General features: G+C 74.2%; 15 protein-coding genes and 1 pseudogene. 2 read left to right on the forward strand and 14 right to left on the reverse strand.

Annotated features, from left to right (window positions below):
* Window positions 1-18: 18 nt before the first annotated feature.
* The 11 genes from ACFQRF_RS22775 to ACFQRF_RS22825 form a co-directional block, all read right to left on the reverse strand.
* Entirely contained in the window at window positions 19-606 is a 588-nt protein-coding gene (locus ACFQRF_RS22775) for an RDD family protein (RefSeq protein ID WP_379873195.1), read from the reverse strand.
* 245 nt (window positions 607-851) lie between these two features.
* The gene (locus ACFQRF_RS22780; protein ID WP_379873196.1) at window positions 852-1,541 is read right to left on the reverse strand and encodes an RDD family protein; all 690 of its coding nucleotides are present in this window, start codon (window positions 1,539-1,541) and stop codon (window positions 852-854) included.
* A 104-nt stretch (window positions 1,542-1,645) separates the two neighbouring features.
* Window positions 1,646-4,480: an excinuclease ABC subunit UvrA gene (gene uvrA, locus ACFQRF_RS22785; protein WP_379873197.1), complete on the reverse strand. Its 2,835-nt coding sequence runs from the start codon at window positions 4,478-4,480 to the stop codon at window positions 1,646-1,648.
* 253 nt (window positions 4,481-4,733) lie between these two features.
* Window positions 4,734-5,810, reverse strand: a complete 1,077-nt coding sequence (locus ACFQRF_RS22790; RefSeq protein ID WP_379873198.1) for a TerC family protein — start codon at window positions 5,808-5,810, stop codon at window positions 4,734-4,736.
* Window positions 5,811-6,135: 325 nt separating this feature from the next.
* Window positions 6,136-7,239, reverse strand: a complete 1,104-nt coding sequence (locus tag ACFQRF_RS22795) for a glycosyltransferase family 4 protein (RefSeq protein WP_379873199.1) — start codon at window positions 7,237-7,239, stop codon at window positions 6,136-6,138.
* A complete protein-coding gene (gene murJ / locus ACFQRF_RS22800; protein ID WP_379873200.1) occupies window positions 7,232-8,890 on the reverse strand; it encodes a murein biosynthesis integral membrane protein MurJ in 1,659 nt (552 codons plus the stop codon). The genes ACFQRF_RS22795 and murJ overlap by 8 nt, the downstream gene beginning before the upstream one ends.
* Before the next feature lie 218 nt (window positions 8,891-9,108).
* Entirely contained in the window at window positions 9,109-10,119 is a 1,011-nt protein-coding gene (locus tag ACFQRF_RS22805) for a hypothetical protein (RefSeq protein ID WP_379873201.1), read from the reverse strand.
* 5 nt (window positions 10,120-10,124) lie between these two features.
* The gene (locus tag ACFQRF_RS22810) at window positions 10,125-11,207 is read right to left on the reverse strand and encodes a copper transporter (RefSeq protein WP_379873202.1); all 1,083 of its coding nucleotides are present in this window, start codon (window positions 11,205-11,207) and stop codon (window positions 10,125-10,127) included.
* Window positions 11,204-12,409 carry a putative cytokinetic ring protein SteA gene (steA, locus tag ACFQRF_RS22815; RefSeq protein WP_379873203.1) on the reverse strand — a complete coding sequence of 402 codons (1,206 nt, stop codon included), beginning with the start codon at window positions 12,407-12,409 and terminating at the stop codon, window positions 11,204-11,206. Before steA ends, ACFQRF_RS22810 begins: the two co-directional genes overlap by 4 nt.
* Before the next feature lie 284 nt (window positions 12,410-12,693).
* Window positions 12,694-14,409 carry a DNA repair protein RecN gene (gene recN, locus ACFQRF_RS22820; protein ID WP_379873204.1) on the reverse strand — a complete coding sequence of 572 codons (1,716 nt, stop codon included), beginning with the start codon at window positions 14,407-14,409 and terminating at the stop codon, window positions 12,694-12,696.
* Window positions 14,410-14,509: 100 nt separating this feature from the next.
* Window positions 14,510-15,463, reverse strand: a complete 954-nt coding sequence (locus ACFQRF_RS22825; protein WP_379873205.1) for an NAD kinase — start codon at window positions 15,461-15,463, stop codon at window positions 14,510-14,512.
* A gap of 483 nt (window positions 15,464-15,946) precedes the next feature.
* Here ACFQRF_RS22825 and ACFQRF_RS22830 point away from each other — a divergent pair, with 483 nt between their 5' ends.
* Together ACFQRF_RS22830 and ACFQRF_RS27745 are read left to right on the forward strand one after the other, a co-directional pair.
* Window positions 15,947-16,249: a 6TM ABC transporter family protein gene (locus ACFQRF_RS22830; protein WP_379873206.1), complete on the forward strand. Its 303-nt coding sequence runs from the start codon at window positions 15,947-15,949 to the stop codon at window positions 16,247-16,249.
* Between the two features lie 563 nt (window positions 16,250-16,812).
* Window positions 16,813-17,660: pseudogene (locus ACFQRF_RS27745) on the forward strand (IS982 family transposase).
* Between the two features lie 187 nt (window positions 17,661-17,847).
* Here the strand turns inward: ACFQRF_RS27745 and ACFQRF_RS22840 are convergent.
* The 3 genes from ACFQRF_RS22840 to ACFQRF_RS22850 form a co-directional block, all read right to left on the reverse strand.
* On the reverse strand, window positions 17,848-18,648 hold the full coding sequence (locus ACFQRF_RS22840) for a TlyA family RNA methyltransferase (RefSeq protein WP_379873208.1): 801 nt from the start codon (window positions 18,646-18,648) through the stop codon (window positions 17,848-17,850).
* A gap of 988 nt (window positions 18,649-19,636) precedes the next feature.
* Window positions 19,637-19,885: a P-loop NTPase family protein gene (locus ACFQRF_RS22845; RefSeq protein WP_379873209.1), complete on the reverse strand. Its 249-nt coding sequence runs from the start codon at window positions 19,883-19,885 to the stop codon at window positions 19,637-19,639.
* 261 nt (window positions 19,886-20,146) lie between these two features.
* On the reverse strand, window positions 20,147-21,112 hold the full coding sequence (locus tag ACFQRF_RS22850; RefSeq protein WP_379873210.1) for a coiled-coil domain-containing protein: 966 nt from the start codon (window positions 21,110-21,112) through the stop codon (window positions 20,147-20,149).
* Between the last annotated feature and the right edge of the window lie 198 nt (window positions 21,113-21,310).

The following is a 21,310-nucleotide window of genomic DNA, read 5'->3' on the forward strand; positions in this document are numbered from 1 at the left end:
GCCCAGGGCCGTGCGGCCTCAGGAATCCTGGAGGACGACCGTCTGGGCGATCTTGTCGTGCAGCCCCTGGCGCAGCGGCCGGTCCCACAGCGGCCACAGCCCGAACAGGACCAGGTCGAGTACGCAGAGGAGCAGGAGCGCGATGACGTTCACCCAGCCGAACAGGTTGACCAGGTAGAACACGGCCGCCCGTGCGATCACCTGGCGGACCGGGATCTCCCCCGGGTGCCCCCGCCCGCCGACCACGGCCACTCGCAGCTTCATCACGGCCTTTCCGAGGGTGCATCCCCAGCAGCGCAGGCAGACCGCGTCATAGCCGACGAGGAGCAGGTACCCGACGATGGAGTAAACGATCCAGAAGTTCCGCGCACTGTTGCTCGTCCCGCCGTACAGGACGGTCTGGCCGCCGACCCAGATGGCCGCGATGAGCGCGCCGATCAGGGCGCTGGGGATGGCGACGATGGCGAAGTCGATGAGCCTGGCGACCGCCCGGGGACCCCAATCGGCCGGCCGCAGGCCGCCGAACGCGCCCGCCTGCCACGGTCCACCGGCGGGTGACGGGAACGGCCCTGTTCGGTACGGTCCGGGCGCGCCGGGGCCGCCCATGCCTGCGCGGCCACGGATCAGAGGGGGGCGAACCGTCATCGTGCGGCGGGGGATGGCTCATCGAGGTGATGACCTTCTGGCAAAGAACGGAAGAGTGCGCGGTACCGGGTGGCGCATACCGAGCATGCCCACCCGGCACGCACCGGAATCCGCACAGGTCAGAAGATCTTGTATCGGTCACCTTCCGGTGCGGCTCGCCTCGATGGCGGCGGCACCCTCCGGCGCCGATGAGGTGGCCGGCGGCCTCACGGCTCCCGGAGCACGACCGTCCGGGCGATCTTGTCGTGCCCGCTCTGGCGCAGCGGCTGGTCCCACAGCGGCCACAGCACGATGAAGACGAGGAAGAGGCCGCCCAGAATCGTCTCCATGGCGGCGTGCGTCCACATGAAGAGGTTGATCAGGTGGAACACGCCCGCCCGCACGAGCACCTGCGGGATGGAGACCTCCCCGGGCAGGCCGCTTCCCCCGGGCACCGCCACCCGCAGCCGCAGCGCCGCCTTACCGGGGGTGCGTCCCCAGCGGCGGATGCACACCGTGTCGTAGCCGACGAAGAGCAGGAACAGGACGATGCCGAAGATGATCCCGAAGTTGCGGCCCCCGCTGCTCAGCCCGGTCTCGCTGAGCACCACCTGACCGCCGACCCAGGCCGCTCCGACGATCGCCGCGATGATGACGGCGGGCAGGCCCACGATGGCGGCGTCGAGGAGCCGGGCGAGCGCCCGGGACCGCCAATCGGCCGGCTGGAGCCCGCCGGGGTCCCCGGGGTCGCCGGGGGCGGGCGACGGCCACTGGCCGTCGCCCGGCGGAGGGACGCCGGGGTAGGGGCCGGCCGGCTGGGCGGGACCGCCCATGGGTGGCGGCCCCGCCCAGCCGCCGCCGGGGGCGTGCGGTCCGAGCGGGCGGCCACCGTCGTGGTAGGGCGGGGGGTAACTCATCAGGAGGGCGGCTTTCTGGATGGGGATGGGGCGCGCGGTCCCGCGCGATGGACCGACGATACCGAGCGCGACCGCCCGGCGCCCACCGAAGGCTCGCGCGCCGGTCAGAGGATCTTGTGCAGGAACTGCCCGGTGAAGCTCTCCTCGATGGCGGCGATCTCCTCGGGGGTGCCCGACGCCACGAGCGTGCCGCCGCGCGAGCCGCCCTCGGGCCCCATGTCGATGATGTGGTCGGCGGTCTTGATCACGTCGAGGTTGTGCTCGATCACGATCACCGTGTTGCCGCTGTCGACCAGCCGCCCGAGCACGCCGAGCAGCTTGCGGATGTCCTCGAAGTGCAGGCCGGTCGTGGGCTCGTCCAGCACGTAGACGGTGCGGCCGGTGGAGCGGCGCTGCAGCTCCGAGGCGAGCTTGACCCGCTGCGCCTCACCACCGGAGAGCGTGGTGGCCGGCTGGCCCAGCCGGACGTAGCCGAGGCCGACATCGTTGAGCGTCTGCATGTGCCGCCGGATCGCCGAGATGGGCTCGAAGAACTCCAGCGCCTCGGCGATGGGCATGTCCAGGACGTCGGCGATGGTGCGGCCCTTGTAGTGCACCTCCAGCGTCTCGCGGTTGTACCGGGCGCCGTGGCACACCTCGCAGGGGACGTAGACGTCCGGGAGGAACTGCATCTCGATCTTGATGGTGCCGTCGCCGGCGCACGCCTCGCACCGCCCGCCCTTGATGTTGAAGGAGAAGCGGCCCGGCTGGTAGCCGCGCACCTTCGCCTCGGTGGTCTGGGCGAACAGCTTGCGGATGTGGTCGAACACGCCGGTGTAGGTGGCCGGGTTCGAGCGGGGGGTGCGGCCGATGGGGCTCTGGTCGACGTGCACCACCTTGTCGACCTGGTTCATGCCGTTGACCCGCGTGTGCCGGCCGGGCACCGAGCGGGCGCCGTGGAGTTCGCGGGCGAGCGCCTTGTACAGGATCTCGTTGACGAGGGTGGACTTGCCGGACCCGGACACCCCGGTGACCGCGGTGAAGACGCCGAGCGGGAACGCGACGTCGAGGTCGCGCAGGTTGTTCTCCCGCGCGCCCTTGACGACCAGTTCGCGGCCCTTGACCCGCGGCCGGCGCTTCTCCGGGACCGGGATCGAGCGGCGCCCGGTGAGGTAGTCGCCGGTGCTGGACTCGGTGCAGGCCAGCAGCTCCTCGACCGGCCCGGACACCACGACGTTGCCGCCGTGCTCGCCCGCCCCCGGGCCGATGTCCACGACCCAGTCGGCCGCGCGGATGGTGTCCTCGTCGTGCTCCACGACGATGAGCGTGTTGCCGATGTCGCGCAGCCGCCGCAGCGTCTCCAGCAGCCGGAAGTTGTCGCGCTGGTGCAGGCCGATCGAGGGCTCGTCCAGCACGTAGAGCACGCCGACCAAACCCGAACCGATCTGGGTGGCCAGCCGGATGCGCTGCGCTTCGCCACCGGACAGCGAGGCCGCCTCCCGCCCCAGGTTCAGGTAGTCCAGGCCGACGTCGAGCAGGAAGCCGAGCCGGGCGTTGATCTCCTTGAGCACCTGGGCGGCGATGGCGCGGTCGCGGTCGCTGAGGTCGAGCCGGTGCAGGAACTCGGCGCACTCGCTCAGCGGCAGCGCGCTGACCTCGGCGATGGACTTGCCGCCGACGGTGACCGCCAGCACGACCGGCTTGAGCCGGGTCCCGTTGCAGGACGGGCAGGCCACCACCCGCATGTAGCCTTCGAGGCGCTCGCGGCTGATGTCGCTCTCGCTCTCGGAGTGCCGGCGCTGCACCCAGGGGATGACGCCCTCGAAGGAGGTGTAGTAGGAGCGGGTGCGGCCGTACCGGTTGCGGTAGCGGACGTGCACCTGGGTCTCGTGGCCGTTCAGCAGTGCCTTGCGTCCCGCCCGCGGCAGCTTCTCCCAGGGGGTGTCCAGGTCGAACCCGATGGCGTCGCCGACCGCCTCCATGAGGCGGCCGAAGTACTCGCTGGCGTGGCCGCCGGACCAGGGGGCGATGGCGCCCTCGGCCAGTGTCTTGGCGGGGTCGGGCACCACCAGCTCGGGGTCGACCTCCATACGGGTGCCCAGGCCGGTGCAGTCGGGGCAGGCGCCGTAGGGGGAGTTGAAGGAGAACGAGCGCGGCTCCAGCTCCTCGAAGGAGAGGTCGTCGTAGGGGCAGAACAGGTGCTCGGAGAACACCCGCTCGCGCTCGGGGTCGTCGCCGGGCAGGTCGACGAAGTCCAGGATGATGGTGCCGCCGGCCAGCCGCAGCGCGGTCTCGACCGAGTCGGTGAGCCGCTGTTTGGCGGACTCCTTGACGGTGAGCCGGTCGACGACCACCGCGATGTCGTGCTTCTCGTACTTCTTGAGGGCGGGCGCCTCGTCGAGCCGGACCAGCGCGCCGTCGACCCGCGCCCGCGTGTACCCCTTGGTCTGCAGGTCGCGGAACAGTTCGACGTACTCGCCCTTGCGCCCGCGCACCACGGGCGCGAGCACCTGGAAGCGGGTGCCCTCGGGCAGCTCCAGCACGCGGTCGACGATCTGCTGCGGCGTCTGCCGGGCGATCTCGCGGCCGCACTCCGGGCAGTGCGGCCTGCCGATGCGCGCCCACAGCAGCCGGAGGTAGTCGTACACCTCGGTGATGGTGCCCACCGTGGAGCGCGGGTTGCGGTTGGTGGACTTCTGGTCGATGGAGACCGCCGGTGAGAGCCCCTCGATGAAGTCGACGTCGGGCTTGTCCATCTGGCCGAGGAACTGCCGTGCGTAGGCCGAGAGCGACTCCACGTACCGGCGCTGCCCCTCGGCGAAGATGGTGTCGAAGGCCAGCGACGACTTGCCCGAGCCCGACAGGCCGGTGAACACGATCATGGAGTCCCGCGGAAGGTCGACCGAGACGTCCTTGAGGTTGTGCTCCCGGGCCCCCCGGATCACCAGCTGTTCGGCCATGTGTCAACCAGCCCCTTCGGCATCGGCGCGCGTGCGGCGGCGCGCCTGGACCTCACGGTGTGGCGTGCCCCGCTGCGGGATGTGGCCAGCGCCGGACGATTGAGGGGACGCGGTGGCGTCGGTCGTCGCGCGGCGTTCGACCTCTTACATTAACGACTCCGGGCAGCGGAAACTTCCGGCCCGGAAACAAGGAGAGCGTCCGCCGGTGACCGGCGGACGCTCCAACTATAACCGAACAGCTGTTCGAGATCGGCTAGTCCGGTGACGATCCCCGGGAGACGCTTTCGGGGTGCTCGCTCCCGGCTTCCCGGTGCCCCTCCCCGGGGCCGTCGACGCCGGCCGGGCCGCCCGTGGCGGCGGTGGCCTCCTTGGGCCGGGGGGCCAGCAGGCTGGCGATGATCGTGATGGTCATCACACCCAGGATCACGGTGAGCGAGAGGCCGATGCTGATCTCCGGAACGTGGACACCGTTCTCGTGCAGCGCGTGCAGGAACATCTTGATGCCGATGAAGACCATGATCGCGGCCAGCCCCCAGCTGATGTAGGCGAGCCGGTCCATGAGCCCGGCCAGCAGGAAGTACAGCTGCCGCAGCCCGAGCAGCGCGAACGCGTTGGCGGTGAAGACGATGTAGGCGTCCTGGGTCAGCCCGAAGATCGCCGGGATGGAGTCGACGGCGAAGACGAGGTCGGTGACGCCGATGGCGACGATCACCATCAGCATCGGCGTGACGTGCCGGCGGCCGTCCCGCACCACGGTCAGCCGGGCGCCGTGGTAGTCGTCGGTGACCGGCCAGACCTTCTTGACCATGCGCACCGCGAAGCTCTCGGTGAAGTCCTCCTGCTCCTCGGCGCCCTTGAGGTGGTCCCGCACGATCTTGATCGCGGTGTAGATGAGGAAGGCGCCGAAGAGGTAGAAGACCTCGCTCCAGGCGTTGATCGCCTGCGCGCCGATGGCGATGAAGAAACCGCGCATGACCAGCGCGATGACGATCCCGACCAGCAGGACCTCGTGCTGGTACCGCTTGGGCACCGCGAAGCTGCCCATGATCAGGTAGAAGACGAACAGATTGTCGACGCTGAGGCTCTTCTCGGTGACGAATCCGGCGAAGTACTCGCCCGCCACCGTGCCTCCGGCGAAGTACCAGAGACCGAAGCCGAAAATGATCGCGATGCCGATGTAGAAGGCCGCCCACCAGCCGGCCTGCTTGAGGCCGAACTCCTTGGGACCGCTCTTCTTGCTCCAGGGGTGGTCGACGATGGCGAGGTCGACCGCCAGGATCACCACCATCGCGCCGATGGTGACAAGCCACACCCACATGGGGACGTCCATAAGGACTCTCCTCCGGTTGCCGGGCCAGCCCGTGGGGATACGGGCACAGTCGCTACCGGAGGTCTCTCCCGCCCACGGCCGTGACCGTGGACCGGCGGCACCGGGTTCGCCTCATCGCGATCCGTGATGACGACACCGCCGCGAAGGGATACTCCCCTCACTGATTGTCTTGACCCCGCGCACGCCGATCTACACGCTCGGCATTCGGGATCCGGGTCCATGATGCCATCCGAATCCGGCCGGGTACACCCACTGAACGGTACGATCCACATACCGGAAGGTGTGTTCTACCTCACGGACAGGTGCCCGGCCGGCCCGCCCCGGGTCAGGGCAGCACGCCGTCGTGCGCGGCGAGGCGCCGGTAGAGGCTGAGGACCTGCTCGACCGTGTCGTCCTCGGTGGGCAGGGTGACCGCCGCGAGGCGGGCCGCGTCGCGCATCCGCCCGGCCAGCGCGGGATCGTCCAGGACCCGCGTCACCTCGCCGGCCAGGGCGTCCGCGTCCCCCGGCGGCACCAGCAGCGCCACCTTGCCGTACAGGTCGGGGATGCCGCCGACCCGGGTGGCCACCACCGGCAGGTTGGCGCGCAGCGCCTCCATGATGACCAGCGACGGCCCCTCCCACAGGCTCGGCAGCACGAACATGTCGGCGGCACCGAGCAGGTCGGCGATGTCGGTGCGGTGGCCGAGCAGCCGCACCGGCAGACGCTCGGCGGCGATCCGCGCCGCCAGCCCCTCCCGCAGCGGGCCGTCACCGGCGACCGCCACCAGCGGGGCCGGGTCGCGCCCGGCCAGCCGCGCGGTGGCGTCCAGCAGCACGTCCAGGCCCTTCTGGGCGGCCAGCCGGGCGACGACGAGCAGCAGGGGGCGTTCCGGACCGGCGCCGAGTTCGGCGCGCACCTCGGCCGCGGAGCGACGCGGCGGTCCCATGGGCGGCGCGGTCACCAGAGCCCGCTCCACCGCCCGGGCGCCGCGATCACGCATCCGCTGCGCCAGGTCGGCGGAGACCCCGAGCACGAGGTCGGCACGGCGGGCCACCACCCGCTCCAGGGCCGGGAACACCATCCGCATGGGGCCGGCCACGACGGGCGGCGCGTTGTGCAGCGTGACGATGAGCGGCGACGCCTGCGCCAGCGCGCACAACGCCCCGGCGCGAATGCCGTGAGCGTGCACGATGTCGACGTCGGCGAGCAGGCGCCGCAGCCGCCGCACCGCGGCCAGGTCGCTGGCGGGCCGCGGCCGCGCGCCGACGTCGACCGCCGCGAACCGCGCCCCGGCGCCGGTGAAACCGAACCGCTGCTCGGTGGCGGGTGGGCCGACCACCGCCACCCGGTGGCCGCGGGAGCGTAGCCCGCCCGCCAGCGACCGCACGTGGTTGCCGACACCTCCGCCGCTGGTCGCGACGACCAGCGCGATCCGCAGGTCACCCATGGGATGCGTCCTCCACCTCGTGCCCTCGTGTGTCGCTCCGCGTTCCGGAGCCCGGCGCGCCACGCCGCGTGAGCGCGGCGCGCACCGCCCTGCCGTCGATCAGCGCGGCGACCGCGCCGTACACCGCGATGCCGGCCGCGCCCGCCAGCACGCTCACGCCCGCGTTCGCCCACACGCCCACGGCGTCCAGCGCGCTCGCCGCCGCGATTCCCGCCGCCCCGCCGCAGGCCGCGCCGGCCGCCGCCGCGAGCAGCGCCCGGCCCAGCCCGGCGAATCCCGCCCGCCCGTGCGCCCGCCCGACCGCCGCGGCGAGCAGCGCCGCCGCCAGCGACAGCCCGAGCGAGGTACCCGCCCCGAGGCCGGCCACCGCCCAGCCGCTCGGGAGCAGGACGACCAGCGCCGCGCCGGCCGCCATCACCACCAGCCAGCCCGCGACCTGGGCGGCGGCGGCCGGGCGGCCGTGGCCGGAGGCGTACAGCGCGCGGCTGAGCAACGCCACGAGCCCGAACCCGACGATGCCGGGGGCGAAGGCGAGGAGGGCCCGCCGCATGGCCGCCGGGTCGCCACCCGCGAACACCTCGGCGAGCGGCCCGGCCGCCGCCGCCAGGGCGGTCGCCACCGCCGCGGTACTGACCAGGCACGCGCGCGAGGTGGCCGCGACCACCGACGTGTAGCCGTCCCGGTCCCCCTCAGCGTGCCGCACCGACAGCGCCGTGAAGGCGCTGGTGGCGATGGGCACCGCGATCACGCCGTAGGGCAGCGTGAACAGGCTCCAGGCGTACTGGTACAGCACCACGGCGCCACCACCACCGCCGCGATTGGCCAGCGCCACCGCCAGCAGCAGGCTGAGCTGCATCGCCACCAGGGGCAGCAGCGCGGCGAAGGCGAGCGAACGCACCCGCGCCGCCACACCCGGCGGGAAGGTGAGCCTCGGCCGCAGCCCGAGCCGCAGCCGGGCGGCCGGCACCAGCGCAGTGAGCAGCAGCGCCACCACACCGGCGGTCGTGCCGACGGAGAGCGCGAGTTCGGCGGCCGTCGGCAGGCGGGCCAGATCGTCGCGCCGCCCCTCGCTCAGCGGGACGAACACGATGTAGGCCGCCATCACCACCAGGCTGGACAGCAGCGGCGCCAGCGCGGGGGCCAGGAACCTGCGATGCGCCTGCAGGATCCCGTAGAGCACCGCGGCGAGCGCGTAGCAGACGATCTGCGGGGCGAAGACCAGCAGGAACCGCACCGACAGCGCCCGCAGCGCGGCGGGGTCGCAGCCAGCGGCGCCGCCCAGCATGAGGTCCATCGCGGGTCCCGCCACGGCGGCGAGCAGCAGGCTGAGCGGCACCGCGAGCAGCACCACCCAGGTCACCAGCGCCGAGGCCGTGTGCCGCACCTCCGCCCGGTCCCCCCGCTCGGCGGCGGCCGCGAGCACCGGCACCACCATCCCGGACAGCGCGCCGCCGATCACGATCTCGAACAGCACGTTGGGCAGCTGGTTGGCGGTGTAGTAGGCGGTGCCCAGACAGTTGTCCCCGACCGTCTGGGAGAACACGAAGGTCCGCCCGAACCCGGCCACGCGCGCCACCAGGGTGACCGCGGCGATGAGCACGGCCGCTCCGGCGACCCCGGCGCTCAGCCGCCGGATGCGTTCCCAAGTCACGGGTTGGCTGCTCCAGATGTACTGCGTGGGTTCACGTGGGGGGGGACCTGCGTGTTCGAGGGTAGTGACCGCCGTCCAGGCGCCGCCCGAACCACACGCCGGGCCACCACGGCCGGCCGTCCCGCACCGTGGGAGGACCACGCGGGGACGGCGGGCCGGAGCGGACCCTGTGGGAGGGAACCGGGGCCCGCTGCGGGACCCCCGATGTCGCCGCCCGGCTAACGCGGCACCAGCGGCTCGGCGAGCAGGTCGGCGGGCAGCGGGCGGCTCTGACCACCGTCCGCGGCCGGCCGGCGGCCCAGCTCGTCCAGCCACCGCAGCGCGGGCGTGGCGCCGATGACCTTGGTGAAGCTGACCACCTCGCTGGCGGCGGTCAGGCCGGCCACTCCGGCCAGCAGCCCCAGCCGGGCCGCTCTGGGCAGCCGGGCCGCCGCGGCCACGCCCAGCACCGCGCCCAGGGTGTTGGCCCCGGCGTCGCCCAGCATCGCCCGCTCCCCCAGGTCCTCGGGCAGCAGCGCGGCGGTCGCGCCGAGCACCGGCCCGGCCACGGCACCGGCGGTGGCGTCGCCCAGCGCCGGGGTGCCGGCGATCAGCCCCACCTTGGCGGCGCGCCCCGGACGGAGGTCGAACAGATTGACCAGGTTGGCCGAGCCGGCGATGAGCGCGCCGTTGATCAGCACGTCCGCCGGGCGGCCGGGCAGCGCCGCGGCTGCCGCCAGGCCGGTGGCGCCGATGCCGAGGATCTTCACCGCGCCGGTGGTGACCTCGCCGCGCCGCAGCGCGGCCAGGTGCCCCCGGAAGCCGCGCGATCCCGAGGACCCGGCGACGTCGTCGTAGGCGCCGAACGCGCCCGCCCCGGCGGCGGCGATGGCCGTCGCGGCGCGCAGCCGGACCGGCAGACCGGGGGCCAGGACCGCGGCGGCGCAGGTGCCGGCCGCCAGCGCCGGGCCCTCCAGCAGGGTGACCGGCTCGCCGCGGAAGTTCGTCCGGCTCCAGGTCTCCCTGGCCACCCGGCGGGCGGGCACCACGTCGTCGCGCGCCTGGTCCGCCCCGGGCCGGGTCAGCGCCGAGTACAGCGTGCGCGCCGCGACGGCTCCGATCGCGGCGCCGGCGAGCCCGCCCCACACCGGTCCGCGGCGCGGCGCGGCGAGCGCGACCGGCGAGCACGCGGCCTCGGCGGCGGGACGGCGGGAGAACCACGCGAGGCGTGGAGAACGGGGGAATCGCATGGGGGCTACTCCGAATCCGCGTCCGTGTCCGCACCGGAGTCCCGGCCGGACTCCTGGGAGTCGTTCGGTCTGGGCTGCGGCAGCGGGTCGGGAAGGTAATTGTCGACCCCCTCGCCGATGCCGTAGTGCCCGCTGCGGCCCTGCAGGGTGATGGCGAGCGCCAGCACCGTCACCACGTCCCCGGAGGTGCTGCCGGCCGTGTCGACCGTGGTGAAGCCGACCTCCTCGGCGCGCGCCTGGGCCAGCAGGCCCCCGGCGTCGACGGCGCTGGTGCCGCCGGCCAGGACGGCGCCGCCGGCCTCCGCGTCGAAGGCGCGGGTCAACGCGAGCACGGCGGCGTTCCCGGTCGCCGCGGTGTCGTCCTCCTGTCCCTGCGCCTGGCCGTCGGCGGCCGCGGCGAACGGCTCGGCGGGCGCGAGCACCAGGACGATGTCGGCGCGCTGGGCCGGCTCGCCCTGCTGGGTGAGCAACCCGCCCTCGGCGAACCCGGCCAGGACCGCCTCGGGGTCGAGGGCGGGCTCCCGCTCGCTCTCCTCGTCGCCGTCGCCGGGCCGCTCGTCGTCGGCCGGCTCCGCGTCCTCGGCCTCCGGGTCCGCGGCGATGAGCGCCTGGGCGAGTTCGGCCCCGGCGCGCTCGTAGGCGTTGCCGCGGGGCAGTTCGACGCCCTCGGCGAGCTGGTCGGTCAGCTCGGTGACGAAGGCCGACTGCTCGGGGTCGAGGAACCTGTCGGTCAGCGACAGCCGCCCCGGGACCGTGCCACCGGCCTGTTCGATCCGCGCGGTCAGCCCGGCGCGCATCTCGTCGTCGACTCCCGGGGTCTCGACGATGACGACGCGGGCCTCGTTCAGCTGGTCGGCCAGCATCTCGTCGGCGAAGGCGCCGATGAGCTGGTCGTCGCCCGCGTTGATCTGGTCGGCGATGTCCTTCTGCGCGCGCAGTTCCTCGCTCTGCTCGCGCAGGTCGGACGTCTCCGACTGCAGCGTGTTCAGCAGCGGGTCCTGGAGCATGGTGGTGCCCAGGACGATCCCGACGGTGAGGGCGAGGAAGATGGCGACGATGGAAACCAGGTGGTAGCGGAAGTCGATCACGAGCCCAGTCCGGTGAACCAGTAGAGGAACGCGTCCCAGCGGGCCGCGAGGAAGTTCAGGTAGACCTGCCCGGCCGGGGAGCTGTAGGCGGCCACCACGATCGTGAGGAGGGAGGCGGCCACCATGGCGAGCAGGGTCCACGGGGAGATCCGGCTGCGGTAGAGCCGGCTCACGCCCTTGGCGTCGACGAGCTTGCTGCCGACCCGCAGGCGGGTGAGGAAGGTGCTGGCCATCCCGGCGCGTCCCTTGTCCAGGAACTCCTCCAGGGTGGCGTGGGTGCCGACGGCCACGATGAGGCTGGCCCCGGCGTCGTCGGCGAGCATCATGGCGACGTCCTCGCTGGTCCCGGTGGCCGGGAACACGATCGCGTCGCGGCCGAGGTCGGTGACGCGCTGCAGCCCGGGGGCACGGCCGTCGCGGTAGGCGTGCACGACGAGTTCGGCGCCGCAGGTGAGCGCCTTGTCGGAGACGGAGTCGAAGTCACCGACGATGATGTCCGGCCGGTAGCCGGCCTCCATCAGCGCGTCGGCCCCGCCGTCCACCCCGATGATGACCGGCCGGTACTCGCGGATGTAGGACCGCAGCGCCGCGATGTCCTCGCGGTAGTGGTAGCCGCGCACCACGATCAGCACGTGCCGGCCCTCGATCCGGGTCCGGATGTCGGGCACGCCGATGCCGTCGATCAGGAGCTCGCGCTCCCGCTTGAGGTACTCCATCGTGTTGGCGGCGAACGCCTCCAGCTGCACCGACAGGCCGGCGCGCGCCTCGGCCATCGCCGCCTCGATGGAGGCGGCGTCCTGTTCGACCCCCTTGGCCAGCACCTCGTCACCGCGGTAGAGGGTGCCGCCCTCCAGCCGTAACTCCTCCCCCTCCCGCACCCGCGCGAACACCTCGGGGTCGACGTCGTCCACCAGGGGGATGCCGGCGGCCAGGATCAGCTGGGGGCCGAGGTTGGGGTAGCGGCCACTGATGCTGCTGGCGACGTTGAGCACCGCGGCCGCCCCGCAGTTGACCAGCGCCTCGGCGCTGACACGGTCGATGTCGACGTGGTCGATGATGGCGATCTCGCCGGGGCGCAGCCGTTTGGTGAGGTTCTTGGTCCGACGGTCCGATCTGGCGGGTGCGGTTACGCCGACGGATCCGTCGAGCCTGGCACGACGGAGTTTCGGGAATCTGGCGCCTAGCGCCGTCGGGACCTTCATTGCCTGCATCTTGCCAGAGCCCGCCGCGCTTCGTGGACAACACGACCGGTACCGGCGTGTTCACACTGGGTCACTTTTGTGTGCCCGGTGCCGGTGCCTGCGCGGTCAGGGGCGGCATGAGCCGGTGCTATCGGCTCCGGGCCGCCGCGGCGGGCCGGCCCCCCAAGAACACGTCCCACGGTGCACGCTCCCGTGTCGAACGGCCGAACCGGCCGCGCGAGGGGTGCGGCGGCGCCGGCGGCCGAGCGTCCGGCGTGCGCGGCCCTGGAGCCGCCCGGTGGCGCTCAGTGCCGCCCGGTGTCGCCCGGGCGGTCGGCCGCCGCGATGGTGAGCAGCTCCTCCGCGTGCGCCCGGCCCAGTTCGGAGTCCTCCAGTCCCGCCAGCATACGTGAGAGCTCCCGGACCCGCCCGGAACGGTCGAGCCGGGTGACCCCGCTCGCGGTCACCATCCCGTCGTTGGACTTCTCCACCACGAGATGGGCGTCGGCGAACGCGGCCACCTGCGGCAGGTGGGTGACCACGATGACCTGGGCGCGGCGGGCCAGCCGGGCCAGCCGCCGGCCGATCTCCACCGCGGCCTTGCCGCCGACGCCGGCGTCCACCTCGTCGAAGACGAACGTCGGAACGGGGTCGGCGCCCGCGAACACCACCTCGATGGCGAGCATCACCCGCGAGAGCTCACCGCCGGAGGCGCCCTTGTTCAGGGGGAGCGGCGGCGCGCTGGGGTGCGGCGCGAGGAGCAGTTCGATGTCGTCGCGGCCATGCGGCCCGAACTCCTCGCCCGTGGTGACCCGGACGCTGACCCGGGCGTGCGGCATGGCGAGCGCGGTCAGTTCCTCGGTGACCGCGGCGCCGAAGCGCTCGGCGACCTCGGTGCGGATCTCGGTGAGCCGGTCGGCCAGCTCGGTCATGCGCCGGCGCTGCGCGGCCTCCTCCTCGCGCAGCTCCTCGATCCGCTCGTCGTCGCCGTCGAGCTCGGCGAGCCGTTTGGCGGCGTCCTCGGCCCACGCGAGCACGTCATCGGTGGTGGGCCCGTACTTGCGGCCGAGCTGGGTCAGCAGTGAGCGGCGCTCCTGGACGGCGGCCAGCCGCGCGGGGTCGGCGTCGACCGACTCACGGTAGGACGCGAGCTCGGTGGCGGCGTCGCTGAGCACGTAGCCGACCTCGTCGAGCCGGTCGGCCACCGCGGCCAGCGCCGGGTCGTGCTCCCGGACGGCGGCGAGCGCCTGGCGGGCCGAGGCCAGCAGCGCGGTGACGTCGATCTCCACGTCGCTGGCCGGGTCACCGACCAGCACCTCGTGCGCGGTGGTCGCGGCGACCCGCAGCGCGTCGGCGTGCGCCAGCCGGGTCTCCTCGGCGAGCAGTTCGGCGTCCTCGCCCGGCTTGGGGTCGGCGGCGGTGATCTCCTCCACGCCGAACCGCAGCAGGTCGGCCTCCTGGGCGCGCTCGCGGGCCCGGGTGGTCAGCTCGGCGAGCGTGTCGGCCACCTCCCGGTGCCGACGGTAGGCCGCGGCATAGCCGCCGGCGGTGGCGGCGAGCCGCTCCCCCGCGTAGCGGTCCAGGGCAGCCCGCTGGCGGTCGGTGCGCAGCAGCCGCTGCTGGTCGGACTGGCCGTGCACCGCCACGAGGTCGTCGGCGAGGTAGGCCAGCAGGCTGACCGGCGCCGAGCGGCCACCGAGCGTGGCGCGCGAACGGCCCTCCGCGGACACCGAGCGGGTGAGGATGAGAACGTCGTCGTCGAGTTCGCCACCGGCCTCGGCGACGCGCTCGGCCACCCTCCCGTCCGGAGGGACGGTGAGGCGGCCTTCCACGACGGCGCGCTCGGCCCCGGGCCGGACGCGCTGCGGATCGGCGCGACCGCCGAACAGCAGGCCCAGGCCGGTGACCACCATCGTCTTTCCTGCGCCGGTCTCGCCCGTGACCACCGTGAACCCGGGTGAGAGTTCCAAAACGGCGTCGTCGATGACTCCGAGACCCTGGATGCGGACTTCTTCGAGCACCGAACCCTCTCCTGCTACCGCCACTGTGGTCTGCCGCGCGTTCAGCGGCGCGGTCCCCGCCGGGCTCCGGATCGGAGCCCGGCGGGGACCGTACCGCGGCTCACCGACCGCCGTCGCGACGTTCGGCGCGCCCGCGCCAGCCCGCCACGGGCAGACCGAACTTCGCGACCAGCCGGTCGGTGAACGGCGCCCGCTGCAGGCGGGCCAACCGTACCGGCGTGTGGCCACGCGAAACCTCGATCCGCGCCCCGGCCGGCAATTCGACCATACGGCGTCCATCGCACCAGAGCACGCCGTCGGTGGTGTCCGGCAGCACCTCCAGGGCGATGGTGGCGTCGGGCGAGACCACCAGCGGCCGGGCGAACAGCGCGTGGGCGCTGAGCGGCACGACCAGCAGCGCCTCCACCTCCGGCCAGACGATCGGCCCGCCGGCCGAGAAGGCGTGCGCCGTGGAACCGGTGGGTGTGGCGCAGACCACTCCGTCGCATCCCCAGCGCGACAGCGGGCGGCCGTCGACCTCCAGCACCATTTCCAGCATGCGGCGGGCGCTCGCCTTCTCCAGCGTCGCCTCGTTCAGCGCCCAGGTGCGCACCGGCGGGGAGCCGCCGTTGCGTCCGTTGTTGTACACGGCGACGTCGATGGTCATCCGCTCCTCGACCGCGTAGTCACGGTCGACGACGCTGCGGACGGTCGCGCTGAGGTCCTCGCGCTCGGCCTCGGCGAGGAACCCGACGTGCCCCAGATTCACGCCGAGCAGCGGCGCCCCGGCCGAGCGGGCGATCTCCGCGGCACGCAGCAGAGTGCCGTCGCCGCCCAGCACCATGACCAGCTCGACCCCGCGCGCCCCCTCGGGCGCCACATGCACGATGTCCACCGGCTCCAGGTCGGTGCCCGCCCGCTTCAAGGCGTCGGCCTCGTGGGCGAGCATCCGCACGGTGAGCCCCGCGGCGGTCAGGCTCTCGTGGACGAGCTGCGCGCTCCGGACGGCGGCGGGACGGCCGGTGTGGGCCAGCAGCAGGATGCTGCGGTCCCCGTTGCCGACAGGTGTGCTCACGGCGCCTCCGCCCGCGCTGGTCATGGACACGTCCTCCTCGTCAGTCCGTTCACGCGCATGGCGATGGCGTCCTGGCTGACCGACCGGAACGGCTCCGGCCGGGTCACGCTACCGGAACCGCCGCTCCGCCGGGCCGTTCCGCACCACACCGGTCACACCGGACGCGCGCGACCGGGACAACGGTCGCGCGTCGGGGTTTGTTCCGGCCGGGGACGGACGCGGGCGGCGGATCGGCTTCACCTTCGCGGGCCGGACACCGGCCACGCCGGGACGGGCGGCGCGGTCGCCCGGCCGACCGGATCGCCGGGCGCGCCGCCTTCGCGGCCCGTGCGTCCGTGCGGAAACGGCCCGTGCCCGCGAAGGCGACCGGCTGATGGACGCCGCGCCACCGGCGACGCGCGCCAGCGCTCACCGATCACGACCACTCCCACCGGCGTCCAGAAACCCCGGCTGCAATGCCGGGCCGGTGAACGGCCCGCTTCGGTGGGGCCGTCGTCCTGGCTGCGCGCCGCCGACCGGGCCGCCCGGTCCCGGCAAGCGCGGGTGGCGGCGCACGCCGTGGAGCGGATCGGCTGCGGCCAGGTGGTGCGCGCCTTCGGCCGCGAGCGGGCCGAGCGCCGCGTCCTCGCCCGGCGTGGCCGCCGGCTGGCCGACGCCATTGTTCGGCGTACCCGGGCGGTGGGCACGGTACGGGCGGTCGCGGAGGCCACCGCCATCGCCGTCGCGGGAATCGCCCCCCCGCCGCCCGCGACCTCACCCGGGTGGCCGCAGTACCGGTCGGCCTAGATCGTTGATGGGGGTTGCTCAGTGGTCGTAGGCCACGAGTGAGTGCTTGAGGGGCGCTTCGATGAGCCGGTTGTGCCGAATCGCGGCGTTGAGGGCGGGGATGCACCGGCAGGTGCGCGCCCAGAGTCCTTCGGTGGTGCGCGTCTGGTGGCGTTGCGGGCCGGGCTGGTTCTTCCGCGTCCGGATGACCGCCAGGCGTGGTGGGACTTACGCGTGCCGTAGCCGGTGATCTCGCGCGGGCCGGAGCGGTTCGCGGTCACGCGGGAGGCTTCGCGGCGAAGCGGGGTGCCGTCCATCAGGCGCGGCTTCTCGCGCCGGGTGGGGGGTGCCCGGGGCTGCCGTTGTGCGGCGGCGAGGAGCACGGGGGGCCAGGGCGTGCGGGTGCCGGTTGTACTCCGGTTTGCGGGGCGGGCGGGGGCGAGGTGGCCGATCCTGCCCGGGGCCGGGCGCGGCCACCGGCGTTCGGGATCGCGGCTCAGCAGGAGCTGGGCCACGGCCACGCAGGCCGGCTCGGTGTCGGCGGGCAGCCGAGCGGGGACGGGTTTGCGGCGCCTGCGGACCGAATCGACGACCACGTCCCGCCCTCCCGCCAATCGGTGCGCAGACCCGGGCGGCCCCACCTGCTCACCAACGCCGAACCCGTCCAAGTCGCCACCGCCCAGATTCCACCGCGCCGCGATACCGAGCACCACCGGCCGCGCGCGGCCCCCTCCCGGATCGGGCACCCGTCCCCGCGCCCGCCCTGCCGGTCCGAGGACAACCGGCACCTGCCCGCCCCGGCCCCGGTGCTCTTCGCGGTGGTCCTGTGGCCGGCCCGCACCACCCCCGCCTACCAGGAAACTCCGGTTGATGGACGTACCCCCGGTGCGCTGCGGAACCTCCCGCGTCACGGTGAACCGCTCCGGCCTGGACGAAGAGGCCGGGCACGGCACGGACGAGCCCCACCACGCCTTCCACCGGGGCGCCAAGCTCCTCCTGGTCACCACCACAGACGGCGCGGTACGCGCGTTCTCCCTGGCCGACCCCAAGAAGCTGGACGAGCGCGCGCAGGCGGTGCACCCGCTCCACGTGCAGCCGTGGGCGCCGGGGCCGCGCCCCCATCGTGTACGGCACGGGCTTCGCCGGGGCCGGGATCGAGAAGGCCGCCGCCGGCCTGGGCCACGTGCTCATCCGCCCGGCCCGCCGCGACCAGGACGCCCCCGGCGTCTACCCGGGCCGGCCGCACATGCGCATCGAGGCGGTCATCCGGACGCCGAAGAACCAGCCCGGCCCGCAACGCCACCAGACGCGCACCACCGAAGGACTCTGGGCGCGCACCTACCGGCGCATCCCCGCCCTCAACACCGCGATCCGGCACAACCGGCTCATCGAAGCACCCGTCAAGCACTCACTCGTGGCCCACGACCACTGAGCAGCACCCACTGTTTCCCATCAACGATCTAGGCGGCGTCGGCCGAGTGGATCGCCGCCGAACTCGCCCCTCCCCGCCGCCCGCAGCCACCGGCCTTCGCGCCGCCGCCCGACGGCCCGGGCGAGGTCGAGCTCGCGGGTGTGTGGCCGGCCGGAGCGCCCGCAGGCCGCTGACCGGCCGCGGCCGGTCAGCGCGGGCCCTCCTCGATCGCGCGCCGCAGGTCCGCCTCCTCCAGGGCGGGCGCCCCGGCACGCAGCCACAGGAAGTACTCGACGTTCCCCGACGGTCCGGGTAGCGGGCTGGCGGTCACCCCCCGGCACCCCAGGCCCAGTGTGCGCGCGTGCGCGGCCACCGACCGCACCGCGTCGGCCCGCAGCTCCGGGTCGCGCACCACGCCGCCGGCGCCCACCCGCTCCTTGCCCACCTCGAACTGCGGCTTGACCATCAGCGCGAAGTCGGCGTCGGCGCGGGCGCAGCGCACCAGCGCGGGCAGCACCAGGGTGAGCGAGATGAAGGAGAGGTCGCCGACGACCAGGCCGGGCAGCGGCTCGCCCACCTGGTCGGGAGTGAGGTCGCGGATGTTGCAGCGCTCCCGCACGTCGACGCGTTCGTCGCTGCGCAGCGACCACGCGAGCTGGCCGTAGCCGACGTCGACGGCCACCACACGGGCCGCGCCGCGGCGCAGCAGCACGTCGGTGAAGCCACCGGTGGAGGCACCGGCGTCCAGGCAGTGGCGGCCGGAGACGTCGATTCCGAACGCGTCGAGCGCGCCCACGAGCTTGTGGGCGCCCCGGGACACGTAGCCCGGGTCGGTGTCGACCTCGGCCACGACGATGGCCTGGTCGGTCCCGACCTGCGTGGCGGGCTTGGTCGCCACCGCCCCGGCCACCCGGACCCGCCCGTCCGCGATGAGTTCCGCGGCCTGCCCGCGAGACCTCGCGTGGCCGCGCCGGACCAGTTCGGCGTCCAGTCGAGTGCGTTTGGCCATGGTGGTGAGATCCGCCCGTCTCGGAGAAGCGTGCACCCGCCCGGCGCGAGATCCCGGGCGGCGCCCGCGATGTTATCGGCAACGGGCACCTCCCATTCTCCGCCGGTCCGCCGGGAGCCACCGGCGCGGACACCGGTCGGCGGGGGTGCGGTACGGTCCCGGCGCACGGCCGCACGGCGCCGGAGCGGTGACGGCGGATCGGCGGGCGATGGTACGCCGTCACGGCCGGGCCGCGGAGTACCGGACGGCCGGAAACGGACGGCTGCGCGATCGAGGACGCCCATCGGCCGCCGAAGGCACCCCGGGGCCTGCCCCCTGAGGGACGGTCGCGGACACCGGCCGACGCCGAGCTCGACGGAGCGAACCGCGCATCCCGTCGACCGACGGCACCCACCCGGCGCGTGGCTCCCCGCGTGAGGGGCCCGCCGAGAGCGGCTGCGCGCATCCGCTCACCGCCGGCCGGAGGCGTGCTCTGCACGGCCGCGGCCCTAACGTGCCGCCTCGGACCACGGTGCGGGTTCGCGACGTGTTCGGGCGCCGGCCGGTATCCGCTCGCGCTCGGCTCGACCGGCATGACGCTCGGCGGGTGCCGCCGTCGCCTCGCGGGCGGCGCGGCTTTGGGGGCGATCGCCGCCGGGTCGGCCACTTTCGGCGGCGTGCCACCGGTCGCGCCGCTGCTCTCGGCACGCGCCGTCATCGAACGGTGGCCGGAGCCCGCCGGGATCTCCGGGTACGCCGAGGTCTCGCCGATGGCGGGGCCACTCGGCCGAGCCCGGCGTGAAAGGCCGCCGTGACCTGCGGCGTCCGGTGATGTGCCGGCCGGTCCGTGGGGCGGCCCCCGAGCGGAGCCTCGACCGGTTCGGAACGAGTGACGCGCGAGTTGACGGCGCCGGGGACGGTCCGCCACCGGCCGGGCGGATCGGGCCCGTCGCCAGGGCGAAGCGTTCGGCCGAACGCCGACGCATCGCGACCGGGGTCGCCGGGCCGGTCAGCGCTTCCCGCCGGGGCCGCCCGGTTCCGGGTCCCGGTCCAGGCGGCCGAGGACGTCGGCCAGTTCGCGGTGCACGGCGTCGAAGACGGCGACGTGGTCCGCCGTCTCCAGACCGTCCAGTTCGGCCAGCCGGGCCCGCACCTGGGCGACGGTGCGGTCGGCCAGGCCGTCGTCTGCGGCTCCGGGCGGAGCCGGGACCGGGCGGGGCCGGTCGAGGTCCGCGGGCGACGGGTGTCCGTTCGTCATGGGGATACCTCCGTGGAGACCGCGGTCGTCGGTGGTACGGCCGGGCGGGTGCCGGGCGGTGTCTCGGGGCCGGGCGGCTCCGCGCCGTGCAGGCGTCCGTCACCGGGGAGTCCGCCGTGGCGTCCCTGTCGGGCAGGGTAGCCGGGCTGCCGCCAAGGCGGCGGGAGGTCCCGCGGTCGGTGGGCCTCCTGGCCGATCGCGGCGACCGGGCGCCGTGCGGATCGGCCGCTCCCTCGGGCTGTCCGGCCGTCGGCCCGCGCGTTACTTCTCGTCGCCGTCCTTCTTGGCCGCGGTCTTGCGGCCGCCCGTCCGCTTGGTCCCGCTCTTGCCGCCGCTGCGGGTCCGGGTGCCGGTCGGCTTCGACCGTCCCGACCTGGCCGCGGGCTTCTTCTCGGGGGCCGCGGTCGGCTCCTGGCCGGCCGGATCGGACGACCCGGCGGGGTCGGCGGGCTCGGCCGGGGCGGCGGGCTCGGCCGGGGTGGACGCCGCCGTTTCGGCCGCGCCGCCGGACGGCTGGGCGGCGTCGTCGGCCGGTGCCGGGGCGGCCTCCGCCGGTCGGTCATCGGCGGCGGGGGGCTCGCCTGCCGGGGACGGCTCGGTCGCGGCGATCGCCGAGTCGCCGGGGGCCTCGTCCGGCCGCGCGGGCGGGGCGTCGCCGGTGACTCTCGGGGGGAGCCGGACGTCGGTCTCGCGGCTTCCGTCGGCCTCGGCGGTCGAGGGGTCGGCGGGGACAGCCGGGCCCGAGGCGGCGGCCGGCGCCTCGGCCGCGGGTCCGGCGGGTGCCGCGGGCCCGGCCGTGGCCGGGGCGGTGGCCGCGCGCCGGGTGGTCCGCTGTGCCGCCGACTGCGAGGCGAGCCGGCGTTCCAGCTCGGCGACCCGGCGGAGCAGGCGGTCGTGCTCGTCGCGGCGCACCAGGTCCAGCCGGTCGATGAAGCGTTCGACCTCGCCCTCGACGAGGCTGCTCAGCGCGGCCCGGTTGGCCCTGCTCGTCTCCAGCAGGTCGGCGGCGAGCGACTGGATGTTGTGCCCCACCCGGGTGCGCCGCACCGAACTCTCCACGCTCTCCATGGTGGAACGGGCGGTGTCCCCGGCCCGGGTGAGCGCGCCGCCGGAACGTTCGTCGCTCTCCTTGAGCAGGGTCTTGGCCGCCGCCACCGCGCGCTTTCGGGTCAGCTCCGTGAAGCCGCTGGCGGCATCGAGATAGGTGCGGACCGCGTCGACGACCATCGAATGTGCTCCTCGCGAAAGTCAGGTACGAAAGGGACGGCTGCCTGGCAACGGGCAGGCGCCGGTACGGGCCGGTGGCCGCGCGCCACCACCGTGCGTGACCCCAGCAGAAACCGTACCCGCATCGCCGTCGCCGCGCGGCTGGTCGACGCGAGCGGGGCACGTGCCGACCGCCGGTGGCACGGCGGGCGGTGACGC

This window comes from Marinactinospora rubrisoli (assembly GCF_042664915.1).
In the GTDB taxonomy this organism is placed as follows: domain Bacteria; phylum Actinomycetota; class Actinomycetes; order Streptosporangiales; family Streptosporangiaceae; genus Marinitenerispora; species Marinitenerispora rubrisoli.